Origin of the sequence: Cytobacillus purgationiresistens (genome assembly GCF_030813235.1) — a bacterium.
Lineage (GTDB): Bacteria > Bacillota > Bacilli > Bacillales > Cytobacillaceae > Cytobacillus > Cytobacillus purgationiresistens.
The window spans coordinates 169,129-185,612 of the sequence record NZ_JAUSUB010000007.1; the positions used below are offsets into that span (position 1 = coordinate 169,129).

Below are 16,484 nucleotides of genomic sequence, written 5' to 3' on the forward strand. Positions count from 1 at the left end.
ACGCTAACTGAGACATTGATGCACTAAACAGGTAGGTTATTGTTCCATCATATGTGAGCGATACATATCAAACTCACCTTTAAATACACACTCATTATTCACATAGCTTTGCACTTCAACCCTTGTGCGATCTTTTTCAATTGAAACCACTCTTGCCTTAGCAATCACACGCTCCCCTTGTTTGACCGAGCGTGTGAAGTGGATATTTGCCTTTGCTGTTAATGCTAGTTCATCATTAATAACAGCTACTGCTAAAGAATTGGCCTGGGCAAACAAATGATGTCCGCGGGCAATTTGATTTCGTTTAAAAACATGGTCAGCCTTCACATCAAAAATTGAAATGGCTGTTTGATCAAGCTGTATATCAATCATCTCTCCGATGACTTCATCTATAGGTAATGAGCGAACTTCATCCTCAAAGGTTTTTTCCGCCACATTCTTAATTCTTTCGCGAAGCTCTGGAATAGAGAGCTCTAATCTATCAAGGCGAATCGTCTGTACACTTACTGAAAAATGATCAGCAAGGTCTTCATCTGTGATGAAGGGATTTTCCTTTATCGTTTCAATTAATAATGTTTGCCGTTCTTTTTTATTTCTTTTCATCATTTCCACCGTCCACAATAATTAAGACTAGGTACTAATAGTAGTATATAATCTATAAAATCATATTGCAAGAAAGATTCGCTTATTTATATAAGAACTTTTTAGATCATTCACCTTTCCTCAATGCCCATTCATCTTTTTCAGTCTAGTTTTTCTCCTTCTAATACACCTTGTTCCTGCAAATAAACTCTTAGAGGCAAGTATTCCTCCTTCGTCCAAAATTCCTCTGATTGAATTAACAGCGCCGCATCATTTCGAGCCGTCTCTAATGCGCGGTAATCATGAACCATGTCTGCAACTTTAAACTCAGGCAAGCCGCTTTGTTTTCTTCCGAAGAAATCCCCAGGTCCTCGAAGCTCCAAGTCTTTTTCACTTAGCACAAAGCCATCATTTGTTTCAGTCATAATCTTCATTCGTTCTTTACCGACCTCAGATTTAGGATCTGCTAAGAGGATACAATAGGATTGCTTGTCCCCCCGTCCTACACGGCCTCTCAGCTGATGTAATTGAGCGAGTCCAAACCTTTCTGCATCATAAATCACCATCATCGTCGCGTTAGGTACATTTACACCCACCTCAACAACTGTAGTAGAAACGAGAAGCTGTACCTTATTCTGGCTAAAGTCGGTCATTACCTTTTCTTTTTCTTCTGAATTCAATCTGCCATGCATCAGACCTGCCTCATAGCGCCCGTGAAAATGATGTGACATGACTGCATGTACATCAATCGCATTCTGAACATCGAGCTTATCTGACTCTTCTATTAACGGACAGATGACATAAACCTGCTGACCTGCAGAAAGTTCCTTCTCCATAAACCCTAACACACGATCGAGGGTGTCTGGTTTTGTCCAATAAGTTTCAATCGCTTTTCTTCCTGCTGGCATTTCATCAATAATGGATACATCCATTTCTCCAAACACAGTGATAGCAAGTGTCCTAGGGATTGGTGTAGCTGTCATAAAGAGAACGTCTGGACTTTCACCCTTCTCCCTCAATATCCTTCTTTGGCCGACGCCAAATCGATGCTGTTCATCTGTAATGACAAGTCCTAGCTTCTTAAATTCCACTTCTTCCTGAATGAGTGCATGAGTCCCAATTAATATATCAATTTCACCACTCTGTAAGGCTGCTAATAATTGCTTTCTTCTTTTCCCTTTTACAGAGCTTGTTAATAACTCGCAGCGAATATTGAAAGGTTCCAGCAAAGATGTTAAAGATTGGGCATGCTGTTCAGCTAGGATTTCGGTTGGCACCATGAGTGCTCCTTGATATCCTGCTGTTTTTGCTGCAAATAAAGCAATGGAGGCAACAGCCGTTTTCCCGGAGCCGACATCACCTTGGAGCAAGCGATTCATTCGGTAGGGAGATTTCATATCTGCGAGTATTTCATTGACTACCCTTTTCTGTGCATCAGTTAAAGAAAAAGGTAAGCTGTCAATAAACTTCATTAATCGCGCTAACTCATAATGCTGGCCGATTCCGTGCGAATTTTCTCTTTCTATTTTTCGCAGAGCCTGCATTTTCAACTGAAAATAAAAGAATTCCTCATATACGAATCTACGCCTTGCTTGTTTCATATCATTAGGTCCAGACGGAAAATGCATGATTTGCAACGCATCTCTGCGATTCATTAACCGATAGGCTGTCATGTAATGATCTGGTAAAGTTTCTGCTATTTCATTTCCAAATTGCGAGAAAGCAAGCTTGATAAATCTGCGGATGCCTTTCACAGTTATTTTTCCTTTTACGGCGTATACTGGTTCAAAATCTTTATTCTGAGCTGATTCTCCTGTATACAGTTGATTAACTGTAATGGTTTGCCGATGCTGATCCCATTTGCCAGTAATCGTCACTGTCTCATTTAGATTGACTTTATTTTTTAAATACGGTTGATTAAAAACGACCGCCTGAATTAAATAGCGGTCAACCAGCACTCTTAGCGTAAGCCTAGACCTTTTTCTACCATAATAGACAAGAGAAGGCTCGCTATGAACCTTCCCTTCTACAGTCACTCTCTCGTCGTGTTTGATTTCAGCAAGGTCCTTTAAGCGATAATCCTCATATCTATATGGAAAGTGTTCCAGTAAATCCTTTACGGTCAATAGATTCATTTCAGCTAGCGCTTCAGCTGTTTCTCCGCCTATACCTTTTACGGCAGTAATTGACTGATTTAACATATTCACTTTGTTTAGCGGCTTATTGATTCCTATTTCTAAAACCGCCAACCTCCTCCTATATATTGATTTGTATGTATTTGCCTTTATTCTAACTCATCCTACCATACTTTCTTGAGCCAATTCCATTTAAAGCCTATTCAGCCAACAAAAAACCATGAGGAGCAATCATTATCCGCCCCTCATGGTTTTTAGCAATCAATTATATTATTCAACTGAAAAGATAAATGCATATAAAGGCTGTTTTCCATCATGAACTTCAACCTCTACATCTTCATAATTCTCTTCAATAAAGGAAACTAGTAATTCAACCTCTTCATCACTTGCATCTTCACCTTTTAAAATGGTAAGAATTTCAGAATCCTCATCCATCATTGAAGATAATAAATCTTTGGCAGATTGCACTTTATCCTTGTTCTTTACAATTATTTTACCCTCTTCAATACCCATGAAATCATCTTTTTCGATTTCAAGGCCATCAATGCTTGTATCGCGAACAGCATAGGTGATTTGGCCAGATTTCACATGTGACAATGCCTCAGACATGCTTCCTTCATTCTCGGATAATGCTGCACCTGGGTTAAACGCAAGCAGTGCAGACATCCCTTGAGGAACGGTTTTAGTAGGAATGACAACCACTTCCTCCTCCGTAACTTCCGCAGCCTGCTGCGCAGCCATAATAATGTTCTTATTATTAGGCAAGATGATTACTTTCTTTGCATTTACATCTTTGATTGCCTTAACGATATCCTCAGTGCTTGGATTCATCGTTTGTCCGCCCTCAATCACTGCATGAGCACCAATGCTTTTGAATAAATCAGCCACACCCTTGCCCATAGAAACAGTAACAATCCCATATTCTAGCTTCTCAGCTGGTTTTGCCATCTTTGTTTCAGCAACTGGACGAGTATCATCATCTAAAATATCTGTATGTTGCTGACGCATATTTTCAATCTTCATATTGATTAAACTGCCATAGCGCTGAGCGTATGATAAGCAATCACCAGGCTGTTCAGAGTGAATATGAACCTTAACGAGGTCTTCATCTGCGATAACAAGCAAGGAGTCTCCAAGCTCGCTTAGATCTTGACGAAATTGCTCTTCAGAGAAGGCTTGCTCAGCAATTTTTTCTGGCTCGAATCTCACCATGAACTCTGTGCAATATCCAAAAACGATATCTGCAGTATTCATATGGCTTTGTACGCTTTTATGATGTTCTGCATTGACAAGGTCATCCATTTTTGGAAGCGTTTGCGTTGAATCAGGCAATTCCTCACCTTTTAACTCGCTTAAGAAACCTTCATATACGAATAACAAACCTTGGCCGCCACTATCGACAACTCCGACTTCTTTTAGTACAGGGAGTAGGTCTGGTGTACGTTGTAAAGAAGCTTTAGCCTCTTTTACGATCGCTTCCATTATGACAATGAGGTCATCCTCTTTTTTTGCCGCCTGGACAGCCTTCTTCGCCGCATCCTTCGCGACCGTAAGAATGGTACCTTCGACTGGCTTCATTACAGCCTTATACGCCGTTTCAACACCTGCTTCAAATGCAGCAGCAAATTCACTACCATTCAAGCTCTCTTTATGCTCAATCGCTTTTGAGAAGCCTCGGAAAAGCTGGGAAAGGATAACGCCTGAGTTCCCTCGTGCTCCCATAAGTAAGCCCTTGGAAAGCGCAATCCCTACTTTACCGATATGTGGATTTACATTGTTCTTTACTTCCTTTGCTCCGGAAGTCATTGACAGATTCATATTTGTTCCAGTATCACCATCTGGAACAGGGAAAACATTTAATGCGTCGACATAATTGGCATTTGCCGACAAATGGTTGGCACCCTGCACAACCATGCGCGCAAATTGTTTCCCATCTAAAACTTTAATTGACACAGACCTTTCCTCCTCATTACGGGTTCGTTACTCGAACTCCTTGAACATAAATATTAACCGAGTCAGTACTGAGCCCGACTGTTTGATCCAAGGTATACTTTACTTTTGATTGCACATTATGGGCAACTTCGGATATTTTTGTTCCATAGCTAACAATAATGTACATATCGATATGTACTTCATCATTTTCCTGGCGAACGACGACTCCTCTAGTAAAGTTCTCTTTACGTAAAATATCGGTCAGGCCATCCTTGATTTGATTTTTGGATGCCATGCCAACAATTCCATAGCAGTCAATAGCTGCTCCGCCCGCAATTGTTGCGATAACATCATTTGAGATATCGATTTGCCCGTAATTATTTTTTAATTCAATGGACATTTTTCGTTCCCCCTTTTGGAAAATTGCTGCTTAGTATAGCATGTCTGTCTTTATAAAATGCACGAGAATTAGACAGTCATACCTATTCGTGTTTCTATAATACACACTTTACTGCATTTCATAAAGAACATTTTACTATACGAGTAAAGATTTTAAAAGCCATACTTACCTCATGTTATTATAGCTTATATTAGCCTATCATATGTCAAGGATTTTTTCTTGATAGATTTATTTACAACTATTGCATTGTATTAGGTTGTATGATAAATTATTAAAGTATCTTTTTAATATGAAAGCAGTGCGAATTGTTTTCTTATTAACAGATGTATCTGACAATTGTAAACGAAAGCATGAAAATAGTTTAATGTCATGTTTTAGTAAGGAGGGAATATACATGCCACGTAAATGTGTTGTAACTGGAAGAAAAACATCTTCAGGTAACGCTCGTTCACACGCAATGAACGCTAATAAACGTACTTGGGGAGCAAACCTTCAAAAGGTGCGTATCCTTGTTGACGGTAAACCTAAACGTGTTTGGGTTTCTGCAAGAGCGCTTAGATCAGGTAAAGTAGAACGCGTATAAAGCATAAGAGGGTGTCCCTAATCGGACACCCTCTTTTTTATCACTATTACTTTTTTTACTTACAAAAATAAAAGGCTTTTAAGAAACTTTGATTCATTTGCTTTCTTTCGCAGCATTTATTTTTTTATTTTGCTGCTTTAGATGTGTAGAAATATCTGTGAAGAAAAATAAAAGCACCTAAAAAAGGTGCTAAAAAGTAAAAATCCCATTGCGATGATCATTATTATTTTTATCCCTTTTTAAAGGTTCCCAGCATGGCGCGGACGATGCCGCCTAAAAATTTGGGCAATTTAATTGTATAGAATCTCATTCATGTCCCTCCTCAAAATCTCACGCATCGGGCTGTTTGGCACCCCTTTTATCCTATTCATATTAAAGAAATAAGTACTTGCAACAAGTTTTCTTTCTTAATCCTTGCTCCTTATCACCAATAATATGCCTTCTGTAAAAGAAAAAGTACCACAATCATCAAGAAGTTCATTACTTATACATAATGTAGATCCGAACGGAATATGACGATTGGTTAATGGATATTTAAAACCTGTTAATGTTAAAGCTTCAACCGCCATTGTCATGGGAATGAATGAAATATAGGGATGAAGGCTATTTTTCCCGATTGAATATTCTCCTGGATTTTTTATGTAAAGAATATTTTTATCGTCAATGATTTCAATCGGGATGGCTTGCTGTTGAAGAACAGGCTTAACTAAAAGCTGTACATTGGCAAAGAAATGATCCAGCCTTCCTCCTGTAGCACCAAATAAACGAATCAAATCCGGCTCCTGTTGCAGCGCCCAGTTTAGTGCGAGTTCCATATCGGTCTCATCCTTCTCGGGCTTAAATCGATTGAGCTGTGAAACCCCTTGCTTAATCTTATCCATCTCGTTTTTAGAAACGGAATCAAAATCTCCGAAAGCCATGATTGGTTGTATATCTTTGGATAATAAAATCATAGCCCCTTTGTCCACTCCTACCCATCTATCATCTTCTGTCTGATAATTTTCTAAGTCGGCCAGGTTTTCAGTTGGACCTGCAGCTAGAATATTAATAATCATTTTTATACACCTCATTTATTATTGTCAGTATAAGAGCCGGCTCATCCACCCAGCTACCGTTTGATAACCTTCATTTTACTATTAGAGGAGTAAAAATTCATGTGATTTGTACATGGCTCTTTAATAAAATATCTTTTGCCACTTTTGGATGGAGTAAATGGGTTGATGGCTGAAGGAGGTTCATCACTTTTATTAGACGTGTATAGGTATCACGATTATCACTTGAGCGCTCATAGACCCTTTTGCTGTACCTTTGTAATAATGGGACCGTCCATTTTCTATTGCCGATTACTTTTGGATGTCTGAATACCGCTGTTGATGACATTTTCCAAGGTGTTGCGATTATTCTGCTCGCTTTCGTATGGAACCTCTGATTAAATCCTGGTTTAGTATGTTTGCTCTCGTCCAGCATTCCCATTAATGCAGTTGCTTCCATAGCAGCGACTGATATCCCTTGACCAAAGACAGGATCGAACCGGCAATGAGCATCACCCACAATTAATAGTCCATCAGGCAAACTGGCTAAATCATACCTTCTCTACACTTGCTGCGGTATTTTAAAGACATAAATATCTGAAATCGGTTCTGCTAACTCAAAAAATTGGTTTACATCCGTTACTGGAAATTTTTCTGCATAGCTTCGAAAAGCTTCCTCATCATCTGGAGGTGTTTCCTTTGCATAACCGCTAAAAGTGACTGAATATCGACCTCTTTCAACACTTTGAATAAAAGCCCCATAAGGATGGTCTGCAAAACTTGGTGAAACTAACAGATTGGTCCAATCAACCTTTTTATGGTCCTTTCGGTGAAAATATTGTGTTGCATAAAAGCCTATTTTTTCTTCTTTGATATCGATATCATGACTTTTCAGCCATTGCACACTATTAGAGCCGAAACCGCTAGTGTCTACAACAATATCAGCAAATTTTCTTCTTCCTTACCACTTTGCTTATTATGGACTGATACACCAGTGATTTTCCGTGGACTTTTATCATGCAAATAGCCTTTTACTTCAGATTCATATTCAAATCCAATATTAGGCGTATCAACTATGAATTGTTGAATATGCCATTCTAGCAATGGACGACTTTGCTGCACCAGTTAATTCACTGTAAACCGTTCTTTCCACTGCCGTAATGATACCACCTTAAATCTCTGGTGAAATTATTTACTAGTGCACCATCTTCTATCAAGCTTTCATGAATTCTTGGAAATAATTTATTAAGGTCATTATGCCCGCCTTTTAATACGACATGAGGATGAAATGTTTGCGGTACACTTTTCGCGGAGCCCTTTCATCCCATTTAGGACCTGACTCTATGATTCGTACATGACGATAAAAGTGTGACAATGCTTTTGCTATGATTTTAACCTGCTAGCTATACTTCCACCTATCACAATCGCTCTATCCCCTCTTTTAGCCCCCATTTCCTATACTTTTTATAAGTATACTGATGCTGGAATTTAATCGAAAACCGCAAAGGATGGATTTTCGAAGTTAGTTCAAATGACTTAAGAGTGGTAGAAGGTGCAATCACATTTTATTTTCCTAAAAAAAAGCTGATTTCAAAATTACCTTTGAAATCAGCGATGATATACTTATTCTTTTTTTATTATCCACGAAGGACAGAAATAGCTTGGGCACGGTCTTTCTTATTATAGACAGCAGAACCCGCTACAAGTACATCGGCCCCTGCTTCTATGCAAAGCTTAGCCGTGTCTTCATTTACTCCGCCATCTACTTCAATTTCGACATCCAGGTTTCTATCGTCTATCATTTTTTTCACATCTGCTATTTTAGGTAGAACATTATGAATGAATTTCTGTCCACCAAACCCAGGATTTACAGTCATCAGTAAAACCATATCTACATCACCTATCACATGCAAAATCGAATCTACTGGAGTGGCAGGATTTAAAACAACACCGGCTTTCACACCGTAGGATTTTATGTGTTGAATAGTTCGATGCAGATGGCGGCACGCTTCAACATGCACAGTAATATAATCTGCCCCTGCCTTGGCGAAGGCTTCAATATAGTTATCCGGGTTTTCAATCATTAGATGTACATCCAACGGAAGATTAGTGACTGGACGAATGGCATCAACGATCAGTGGACCAATCGTGATATTCGGTACAAAGTGGCCATCCATGACATCGACATGGATATAATCTGCTCCGCCACGCTCAACATCCTTTATTTCCTCTCCCAATCTGGAAAAATCTGCAGATAATATCGATGGTGCGATCTTTACCATTTTCAATACCTCGGCTTTCTCTCTTTAATCTCTTGTAGAAATGCGATGTAATGCTCATATCTGTAAGCTGGGATTTCTCCTGACTCATTAGCAGCCTTTACTGCGCACTTAGGCTCTTTTAAATGCAGGCAGCCGCGGAATTTGCATTCTTCACTTTTCGCCTGAATGTCGGGAAAGCATGAATTTAAATCTTCCAGTTCAATATCTGTGAACTCTAACGAGCTAAATCCAGGTGTATCTGCAACAAGACCTTCATTAATTGCTATTAATTCTACATGCCTTGTTGTATGCTTTCCTCTCCCTAAGTGGGAGGAAATATCATCTGTTTTTATATCCAAATCTGGACGGAGAACATTCAACAGCGAAGATTTACCTACACCAGATTGTCCAGCAAATACAGAAATCGCATTATCTAAAAAAGGGAATAATTCGTTGATTCCTTCCTCTGTCTCTGAGGAAGTTAGAATCACTTCATAACCAGCTTTGCGGTAATCCTCCGCATAACCGCGGATTTTTATTTGTTGCTCCGGGTTGGCTAAATCCATTTTTGTGATACAAATAATCGGTGTTATTTGATTAAATTCTACTAACACTAAAAAGCGATCCAATAAAGCGGTGCTAAAAGTTGGCTCAACACTGGAAAAAACGAGAATGGCTTGATCGACATTTGCAATCGGCGGACGAACAAGCTCATTCTTTCTATCCTTTATTTCCAGGATATAGCCTTCTTTATCATTTTCTGCTTGAAAGACAACCTCATCCCCGACAAGAGGTGTAATTTTTTTTTTGCGGAATACTCCTCTTCCACGGCATTGAGTGATTTCATCCTTTTCACTTAGAACATAATAAAAACCGCTTAAAGCTTTTATAATTTTGCCTTCAGGCATAGCAGCCCTCCTTAGACTTTATTCTGAATATGGAACCGTTTGCTCATCAAGGACAGTATTATCACGTCTTATTAGATAAACCGCTTCCCCTCCAGGCTGGATTCGCATTTTTATGTCATACTTGGTATTTTCCGTTATAGTAAACGTATCAAACGGCTCAGACATATTTGAATCCATATCATCAACATATATTTGAATCTCTTGAGGCTCCCCTTCATTGATCGGCTCATACGGAATTTCTACTGACTTTTCAACTTCTTGCGGAAGCTCTTCTTTGCCTAAAGAGAGGGTAACCTTAACAGTTGAACCTTTAGTTAACTCTGCACCAGCTTCGGGGTCTTGGGAGATAACCAAGCCCTTAGTAATTTCATCATCATGAACTTTATCGATATCAATTTTCAGTCCTGTTGAAGAAGCATATACATCCAAACCTTTTTCGTTATATTCTCTTAAGTCCTCTAGTACGACTGGCGTTGGTCCGAGGCTAACCTTAAATACGATCTCTTCATCCTCTGGAACAACATAGGTTCCTGGATTGATATTTTGATCAACAATCTTACCCTCAGCTATTTCATCATCATAAACTTCTTCTGTTTCAATAGATTTAAACCCTTCGTCCCTTAACTCGCTTTCAACATCATCAAAGGAGAGGCCACTGTAGTCATCTAACTCATATTTATCCTTGCCCATACTTTGGTAGATATCGATTGTTGCCCCTTCTTTCTGTGTTTTTCCGGCTTTGGGAGTTGTGCGTACTACTGAGCCCTCAACAATTTCTTCATCGTTGATTTCATGAATTTCACCCACTGTAAACCCAGCCTCTACCAACTCAGATACCGCTTTCTCGACTTCTTCTCCAGTTACATCAGGTACGACAATATCTTTTGGAGACAGCAAATCTGGGACAACTGTTATAGCCAGTACACCAATAATTAGAAGTAAAACAAAGACAGCAACGAGGATAACCGACCATTTTTTCTTCTTCTTTTTATCCGTTGATTTCTTATCCTTCTTCTTTTTCTCCTTCTTAGTTTTCACTTGATTCGGACTATCTGATTTTACCTCGTTACTATGAACAATTGTTTCATCGCTAACAGGAAAGGCTTCATCACCAGTTATAATCGGAATTGCCTTAGTAGCATCATCATCATCCGGTATGGAAAATTTTCGTTCGTTTTGGCGATCTGAATCAAGAGCAGAGGATATATCCTCTCCCATTTCATCCGCATTATTATAACGATGAAAAGAATCCTTTGCCGTTGCTTTCAAAACGATGTTTTCCACACTTTGCGGAATTTCTGGATTCCATCTCCGTAAAGAAGGGGTTTCTGACTGCAGATGCTTTAAAGCGATTGCAACAGCCGACTCACCAGAAAACGGCAATCGACCTGTTAATAATTCAAACATGACTATACCCAGAGAGTATATATCTGATTTTCTATTCGCCATTCCGCCTCTAGCCTGCTCCGGTGATAAATAATGGACAGATCCAAGAACAGAATTCGTTTGTGTAATGCTCGTTGCACTCAGCGCCATTGCAATCCCAAAATCTGTAATCTTAATATTACCATCAGGGTCAACTAAGATATTATGCGGTTTAATATCGCGGTGAATGATTTGATTGTGATGTGCATGTGAGATCGCTGAAGTTAGTTGCTTCATAATATTAAGCGCTGTTTCAATTGGTACAGGGCTGTTTTTTTGTATGTATTGCTTTAAGGTTTGACCTTCAACATATTCCATAACAATATAGTAAAGTGTATCTTCTTCACCCACGTCGTAAATACTAACTATATTCTGATGAGCCAAGCTTGTAGCTGATTGGGCTTCCCGATGAAATCTTCTGATAAATTCATCATCTTCAGCGAAGTCAAGGCGTAGCATTTTCACAGCCACATCCCTGTCCAAAATCATGTCATGGGCAAGGTAAACATTGGCCATACCTCCGCCGCCAATCATTTCTAGAATCTTATAGCGTCCGCTCAGGCGCTTTCCAATCATCACACCTCATCACCCTCTTTCACTGCCATCTAAGAACTCAACGATAACAAGGGTGATATTATCCTCGCCTCCATAGTTATTGGCTAATTCAATAAGCATAGAAGCCTTTTCTTCCAAATTTGAGTCACTGATAATAACTTTCTTCATTTCATCTTCAGTCACCTTATTTGAAAGACCGTCTGAGCATAGAAGCAGGACATCTCCCTCCTCAAATATTATCGTTTTAAGGTCGAGATTAACCTCTTCTTCAGTACCTAGAACTCTTAGAACAACATTTTTCATCGGATGATGTTCAGCATCTTCCTTGGAAATCTGCCCTGAACGAACCAACTCATTTACCAGTGAATGGTCATCAGTAAGTTGTTGAAATCCTGATTCGTTATGAATATAGCCACGACTGTCGCCAAGATTCGCAATAGTGGCAAAGCGGTCTGTAGTAATAGCCGCTACAACTGTTGTACCCATACCTTCGCACTCAGGTTCTTTTTTTGCATGTTCAAACAATACTTTATTTACGTCTTTAATATTATGTGTTAGCCATTCTTCTGCTTGCTCTGCGGTTTGAATTTTTTCTGACTTCATCCAAAGATCTTCTAAATTCTTTTTCGCCATTTCACTCGCAACATCACCTGCACGGTGACCGCCCATGCCATCTGCTACGATGGCAAGGCGATCTCCACTTAGGTTGATGAAGATTCCGCCATTATCTTCATTACGTTGACGAATTCTGCCTACATCAGTCATAAAAACAGCCTTCATACTGTCACCTCGTCTCCTCTTTTCGCTCCTTTGCACGAAGTTGTCCACATGCTGCATCAATATCATGACCGTGCTCTCTGCGAATAGTTACATTCACACCATGTTTTTTCAATGTTTTTTCAAAGTCAAAGATTTGATCTCTTGGAGTTCTTACATAATCTCTTTCAGGTACATAATTGACAGGAATTAAATTGATATGACATTTAATATCCTTCACAAGTTCAGCAAGCTCTTCAGCATGCTCTTCCTGATCATTCACTCCACCGAATAAACCATATTCAAAGCTGACACGTCTACCCGTTTTATCGATATAATAGCGAATGGCTTCCATTAAATCAGGTAATTTGTAGGCACGATTGATAGGCATCAATCTGCTTCTTATCTCATTATTTGGAGCATGTAAGGACACCGCAAAATTGATTTGCATATCTTCATCGGCAAACTTATAAATCTTTGGAATGATTCCACTTGTTGAAACCGTAATATGACGCGCACCAATATTTAGTCCATTATCATGATTGATGATTTTCAAGAATGGCATCATTTGATCGTAGTTATCAAATGGTTCGCCAATACCCATGATCACGACTGAACTCACACGCTCATCTGTTTCATCAAGTGCTTGCTGGCATTTTACAACTTGAGCTACAATTTCTCCTGCTTCTAGATGACGCTTTAATCCCCCTAATGTGGAAGCACAAAACGTACAGCCAATTCGGCAGCCTACTTGAGTAGTTACACATACAGAATTGCCATAATCATGTCTCATTAAAACCGTTTCGATAGAGTAACCATCATGGAGTTCAAATAAAAACTTAATTGTTCCATCTGCAGATTGCTGTTGGATGATTGTTTTTAAAGTAGTTAAAGTAAACTGGTTCTCTAACTTTTCTCTTAATCCTTTTGATAAATTCGACATATCATCAAAAGTGGTTACTCTCTTCGTATACAACCAGTCAAAAATCTGCTCTGCACGGAAAGCTTTTTCATTATTCTCCTTCAGCCATTCCTTTACATCATGAAGCTGTAAGGAATAAATGGAAGGTTTATGATCTGTTTCTGTTTTTTTCTTCGTTGTTTGTACCATTTATTGCACCTTCTTTCTTAGACAGGCAATATAAAACCCATCAGACCCTATATGTTGAGGTAAAATTTGTAATTGGAAACCATCGACTAATGGCTGGATAGCCTCTGGCATGCGTTCTTTAATCGAACGATCGCCTTCAAAGTCAATCTGCTCATTTAAAAATGCTGAAACCACTTCTTGATTTTCCACTTTATCAACGGTACACGTACTATAGACTAGAATACCACCTTTTTTCAACAATGGCGAAACTGCTTTTAATAAATTCGTCTGTACGGACTGCAGATGAAGTAAATCTTCTTCTTTTTTTGTATATTTCATATCCGGCTTTCTTCGCATGACACCTAAGCCTGAACAAGGTGCATCAAGCAAGATTCGATCAAAGCTCTCATCATCAAAAACTTCCTGTACTTTCCTGCTATCCATTGCACGTGTATCAAGGTTTGAGATACCTAGACGGTCAGCATTATCAGATATCAGCTTCACCTTATGCTCGTGCAAATCAAGCGCGATGACTTTACCGCTATTACCTAACTTTTCACCAATATGAGTGGTTTTTCCTCCCGGTGCAGCGCAAGCGTCAAGAATAGTTTCATTCTTTTCTGGTCCGAGTGCATAAGCAGCGAGCATTGAACTTTCATCTTGGATAGTCAGTAAGCCCTCTTTAAACGCTTGCGCATTTGCAATATTCCCTCGTAAAAAATGAATCCCTTCAGGAATGACTGGACTTGGCTTCGCCTCAATCCCTTCTTCCTCCAACATAGCCAAGACATGCTCACGAGTTGCTTTAATTGTGTTGACTCTTGCAGTTTGGGTCGGGGCAGTTAAATTTAACTCACACATTTTTTCCGTCTCTTCAAAGCCAAATTGCTCAACCCATCGCTTTACTAGCCATAATGGATGACTTGTTTTAATGGATAAACGTTCAATAGGATCCTTTATGTCTTCCAGAGAAGGGACACCCTGTCTTTGAACGTTGCGCAATACACCATTAACCATAGAAGAAATCCCTTTATGCCCACGCTTTTTTGCTATTTCAACTGCTTCATTTAATGCAGCGTGGTCAGGAATCTTATCTAGAAAGATCATCTGATATAATGTCAATCTAAGCAAATGCACGACCCAGCCTTCGATTTTCTTGGGATTTTTTAAAAATGGCTGTAAGTAATAATCTAGGTTCATGCGCCTTTGTAAGGTACCGTAAGTCAATTCAGTCAGCAATCCTATATCTTTGGAATTGATTTTATTTTTATTAATTGCATGATTAAGAAGAATATTACTGTAAGATTGATTTTTTTCAATCATCTCCAAAAGCTCTAAAACGGTCTCCCGCACATTTTTCTTTTCTGTCTTTTTCATTCTATTTCCCCTAAACGGTTACCCATTGTAATATGTGCACCTGCACCTCTTAAATATTGACCAGCCGACATTTTTTTCTTACCTGAAGGCTGAAGCAGGGTGATTTTAACTGCCGTATTATCTCCAGTCGAAACCGTTAAACCTTCGTCATCCAGTGCAAGAACTGTTCCTGGTTTTTCCGCTGTATTGAAAGTGGCCGTCTCAGCAGACCAAACCTTCATCACTGCACCATCCAATGTTGTGTAAGCAACTGGCCATGGGTTCAATCCCCTTATATGATTGTAGATTTCTTCGCCCGGTTTATTCCAATCAATTTTTTCCTGTTCTCTTTTGATATTAGAGGCGAAAGTTGCTTTGCTGTCATCTTGAGGAATCGGCTTCAATTCACCATTCAATAGTTTCGGCAATGTGTCTTTTAGCAGCTTGCTTCCCGCTTCACTTAATTTATCATGAAGGCTTCCCACATTATCCTTCCTATCAATCGCGACTTCAACTTGTGTAAGGATATCCCCTGCATCCAGCTTTTCTGCCATATACATAATAGTAATGCCCGTTTTCTCTTTACCTTGGATAATAGAATAATGAATCGGTGCTCCCCCGCGCAATTCAGGTAACAGCGATGCATGAACATTGATACAGCCATACTTTGGTGCCTCTAACAATTCGTTGGGCAGAATTTGGCCAAATGCAGCGGTAATAATGAGGTCTGGTTTTAAATCAAGAATTTCCTGCAGTTCTTCAGGCTGGCGTATTTTCTCAGGCTGATAAACAGGTATATTCCTTTTTACAGCCTCTACCTTTACTGGTGGTGGTGTCATCACTCGTTTTCGGCCAACAGGACGATCTGGCTGAGTGACCACTGCAATCACCTTATATCCATCAGCAAGCACCTGCTGCAGTACCGGTACAGAAAAATCCGGTGTCCCCATAAAAATAATATTTGTCATTCCTCACTCAATCCTTCCAACTCATCTTCCTCAAGATATCTACTCACTTTAGATGTGAATAGCACACCCTCTAAATGATCGATCTCATGTTGTATTGCTCTTGCTAGAAAATCTTCCGCTTCAAATGTAAAAACTTTTCCTTTTCGATTCTGCGCTTTAATTTTCACATAGCTTGGCCTAGTTACTACACCATAAATACCAGGAAAGCTCAAACATCCTTCAGGATCCGTTTGCTCACCCTTTGTTTCAAGAATTTCAGGATTAATCATTTCAATTGTTCCATAATCATCATCTATATCAACGATTGCGATTTGCTGATTAATTCCTATTTGCGGGGCAGCAAGACCGACGCCATCAAATTCAATCATTGTATCGTACATATCATCTAATAATTTCACCAGCTTTTTATCGAACACTGACACAAGCTCACACTGTTCCTCTAAAATATCGGCTGGGTACATTACAATTTTTCTCACTGTCAAAATACTTCCTCCAAGCTAAG

Annotated in this window: 18 protein-coding genes; 1 reads left to right on the plus strand and 17 read right to left on the minus strand. The window is 39.3% G+C overall.

Features of this window, described 5'->3' with window-relative positions; genetic code table 11:
• Positions 1 to 36: 36 nt before the first annotated feature.
• The 4 genes from fapR to J2S17_RS10485 form a co-directional block, all read right to left on the minus strand.
• Positions 37 to 603 carry a transcription factor FapR gene (gene fapR / locus J2S17_RS10470; RefSeq protein WP_307474548.1) on the minus strand — a complete coding sequence of 189 codons (567 nt, stop codon included), beginning with the start codon at positions 601 to 603 and terminating at the stop codon, positions 37 to 39.
• A gap of 140 nt (positions 604 to 743) precedes the next feature.
• Positions 744 to 2,789 carry an ATP-dependent DNA helicase RecG gene (gene recG / locus J2S17_RS10475; RefSeq protein ID WP_370874994.1) on the minus strand — a complete coding sequence of 682 codons (2,046 nt, stop codon included), beginning with the start codon at positions 2,787 to 2,789 and terminating at the stop codon, positions 744 to 746.
• A gap of 198 nt (positions 2,790 to 2,987) precedes the next feature.
• The gene (locus tag J2S17_RS10480) at positions 2,988 to 4,670 is read right to left on the minus strand and encodes a DAK2 domain-containing protein (RefSeq protein WP_307474549.1); all 1,683 of its coding nucleotides are present in this window, start codon (positions 4,668 to 4,670) and stop codon (positions 2,988 to 2,990) included.
• A 16-nt stretch (positions 4,671 to 4,686) separates the two neighbouring features.
• The gene (locus tag J2S17_RS10485; protein ID WP_307474551.1) at positions 4,687 to 5,049 is read right to left on the minus strand and encodes an Asp23/Gls24 family envelope stress response protein; all 363 of its coding nucleotides are present in this window, start codon (positions 5,047 to 5,049) and stop codon (positions 4,687 to 4,689) included.
• 394 nt (positions 5,050 to 5,443) lie between these two features.
• Between J2S17_RS10485 and rpmB the strand changes: the two genes are divergently transcribed.
• Complete coding sequence (gene rpmB / locus J2S17_RS10490; RefSeq protein ID WP_307474553.1) at positions 5,444 to 5,632, plus strand: 50S ribosomal protein L28; 189 nt, start codon at positions 5,444 to 5,446, stop codon at positions 5,630 to 5,632.
• A gap of 229 nt (positions 5,633 to 5,861) precedes the next feature.
• Here the strand turns inward: rpmB and spoVM are convergent, their stop codons facing one another.
• The 13 genes from spoVM to def form a co-directional block, all read right to left on the minus strand.
• Positions 5,862 to 5,942 carry a stage V sporulation protein SpoVM gene (gene spoVM / locus J2S17_RS10495; RefSeq protein WP_019381739.1) on the minus strand — a complete coding sequence of 27 codons (81 nt, stop codon included), beginning with the start codon at positions 5,940 to 5,942 and terminating at the stop codon, positions 5,862 to 5,864.
• Positions 5,943 to 6,039: 97 nt separating this feature from the next.
• Complete coding sequence (locus J2S17_RS10500) at positions 6,040 to 6,687, minus strand: thiamine diphosphokinase (RefSeq protein ID WP_307474555.1); 648 nt, start codon at positions 6,685 to 6,687, stop codon at positions 6,040 to 6,042.
• 97 nt (positions 6,688 to 6,784) lie between these two features.
• Positions 6,785 to 7,204, minus strand: coding sequence for a hypothetical protein (locus J2S17_RS10505; protein WP_307474557.1), 420 nt, complete (start codon positions 7,202 to 7,204; stop codon positions 6,785 to 6,787).
• Between the two features lie 21 nt (positions 7,205 to 7,225).
• Positions 7,226 to 7,567 carry a hypothetical protein gene (locus J2S17_RS10510; protein WP_307474559.1) on the minus strand — a complete coding sequence of 114 codons (342 nt, stop codon included), beginning with the start codon at positions 7,565 to 7,567 and terminating at the stop codon, positions 7,226 to 7,228.
• Positions 7,568 to 7,593: 26 nt separating this feature from the next.
• Complete coding sequence (locus J2S17_RS10515; RefSeq protein ID WP_307474561.1) at positions 7,594 to 7,785, minus strand: hypothetical protein; 192 nt, start codon at positions 7,783 to 7,785, stop codon at positions 7,594 to 7,596.
• Between the two features lie 515 nt (positions 7,786 to 8,300).
• A complete protein-coding gene (gene rpe / locus J2S17_RS10520) occupies positions 8,301 to 8,945 on the minus strand; it encodes a ribulose-phosphate 3-epimerase (RefSeq protein ID WP_307474563.1) in 645 nt (214 codons plus the stop codon).
• Between the two features lie 2 nt (positions 8,946 to 8,947).
• Positions 8,948 to 9,832 carry a ribosome small subunit-dependent GTPase A gene (gene rsgA / locus J2S17_RS10525; protein WP_307474564.1) on the minus strand — a complete coding sequence of 295 codons (885 nt, stop codon included), beginning with the start codon at positions 9,830 to 9,832 and terminating at the stop codon, positions 8,948 to 8,950.
• 18 nt (positions 9,833 to 9,850) lie between these two features.
• Positions 9,851 to 11,833 carry a Stk1 family PASTA domain-containing Ser/Thr kinase gene (gene pknB, locus J2S17_RS10530; protein WP_307474566.1) on the minus strand — a complete coding sequence of 661 codons (1,983 nt, stop codon included), beginning with the start codon at positions 11,831 to 11,833 and terminating at the stop codon, positions 9,851 to 9,853.
• Positions 11,834 to 11,842: 9 nt separating this feature from the next.
• Positions 11,843 to 12,592 carry a Stp1/IreP family PP2C-type Ser/Thr phosphatase gene (locus J2S17_RS10535; protein WP_307474568.1) on the minus strand — a complete coding sequence of 250 codons (750 nt, stop codon included), beginning with the start codon at positions 12,590 to 12,592 and terminating at the stop codon, positions 11,843 to 11,845.
• Positions 12,593 to 12,596: 4 nt separating this feature from the next.
• Positions 12,597 to 13,679 carry a dual-specificity RNA methyltransferase RlmN gene (rlmN, locus tag J2S17_RS10540; RefSeq protein ID WP_307474570.1) on the minus strand — a complete coding sequence of 361 codons (1,083 nt, stop codon included), beginning with the start codon at positions 13,677 to 13,679 and terminating at the stop codon, positions 12,597 to 12,599.
• Positions 13,680 to 15,035 carry a 16S rRNA (cytosine(967)-C(5))-methyltransferase RsmB gene (gene rsmB / locus J2S17_RS10545; protein ID WP_307474571.1) on the minus strand — a complete coding sequence of 452 codons (1,356 nt, stop codon included), beginning with the start codon at positions 15,033 to 15,035 and terminating at the stop codon, positions 13,680 to 13,682.
• On the minus strand, positions 15,032 to 15,982 hold the full coding sequence (fmt, locus tag J2S17_RS10550; RefSeq protein ID WP_307474574.1) for a methionyl-tRNA formyltransferase: 951 nt from the start codon (positions 15,980 to 15,982) through the stop codon (positions 15,032 to 15,034). The genes rsmB and fmt overlap by 4 nt, the downstream gene beginning before the upstream one ends.
• Positions 15,979 to 16,464 carry a peptide deformylase gene (gene def / locus J2S17_RS10555; RefSeq protein WP_307474576.1) on the minus strand — a complete coding sequence of 162 codons (486 nt, stop codon included), beginning with the start codon at positions 16,462 to 16,464 and terminating at the stop codon, positions 15,979 to 15,981. The genes fmt and def overlap by 4 nt, the downstream gene beginning before the upstream one ends.
• Positions 16,465 to 16,484 lie beyond the last annotated feature (20 nt).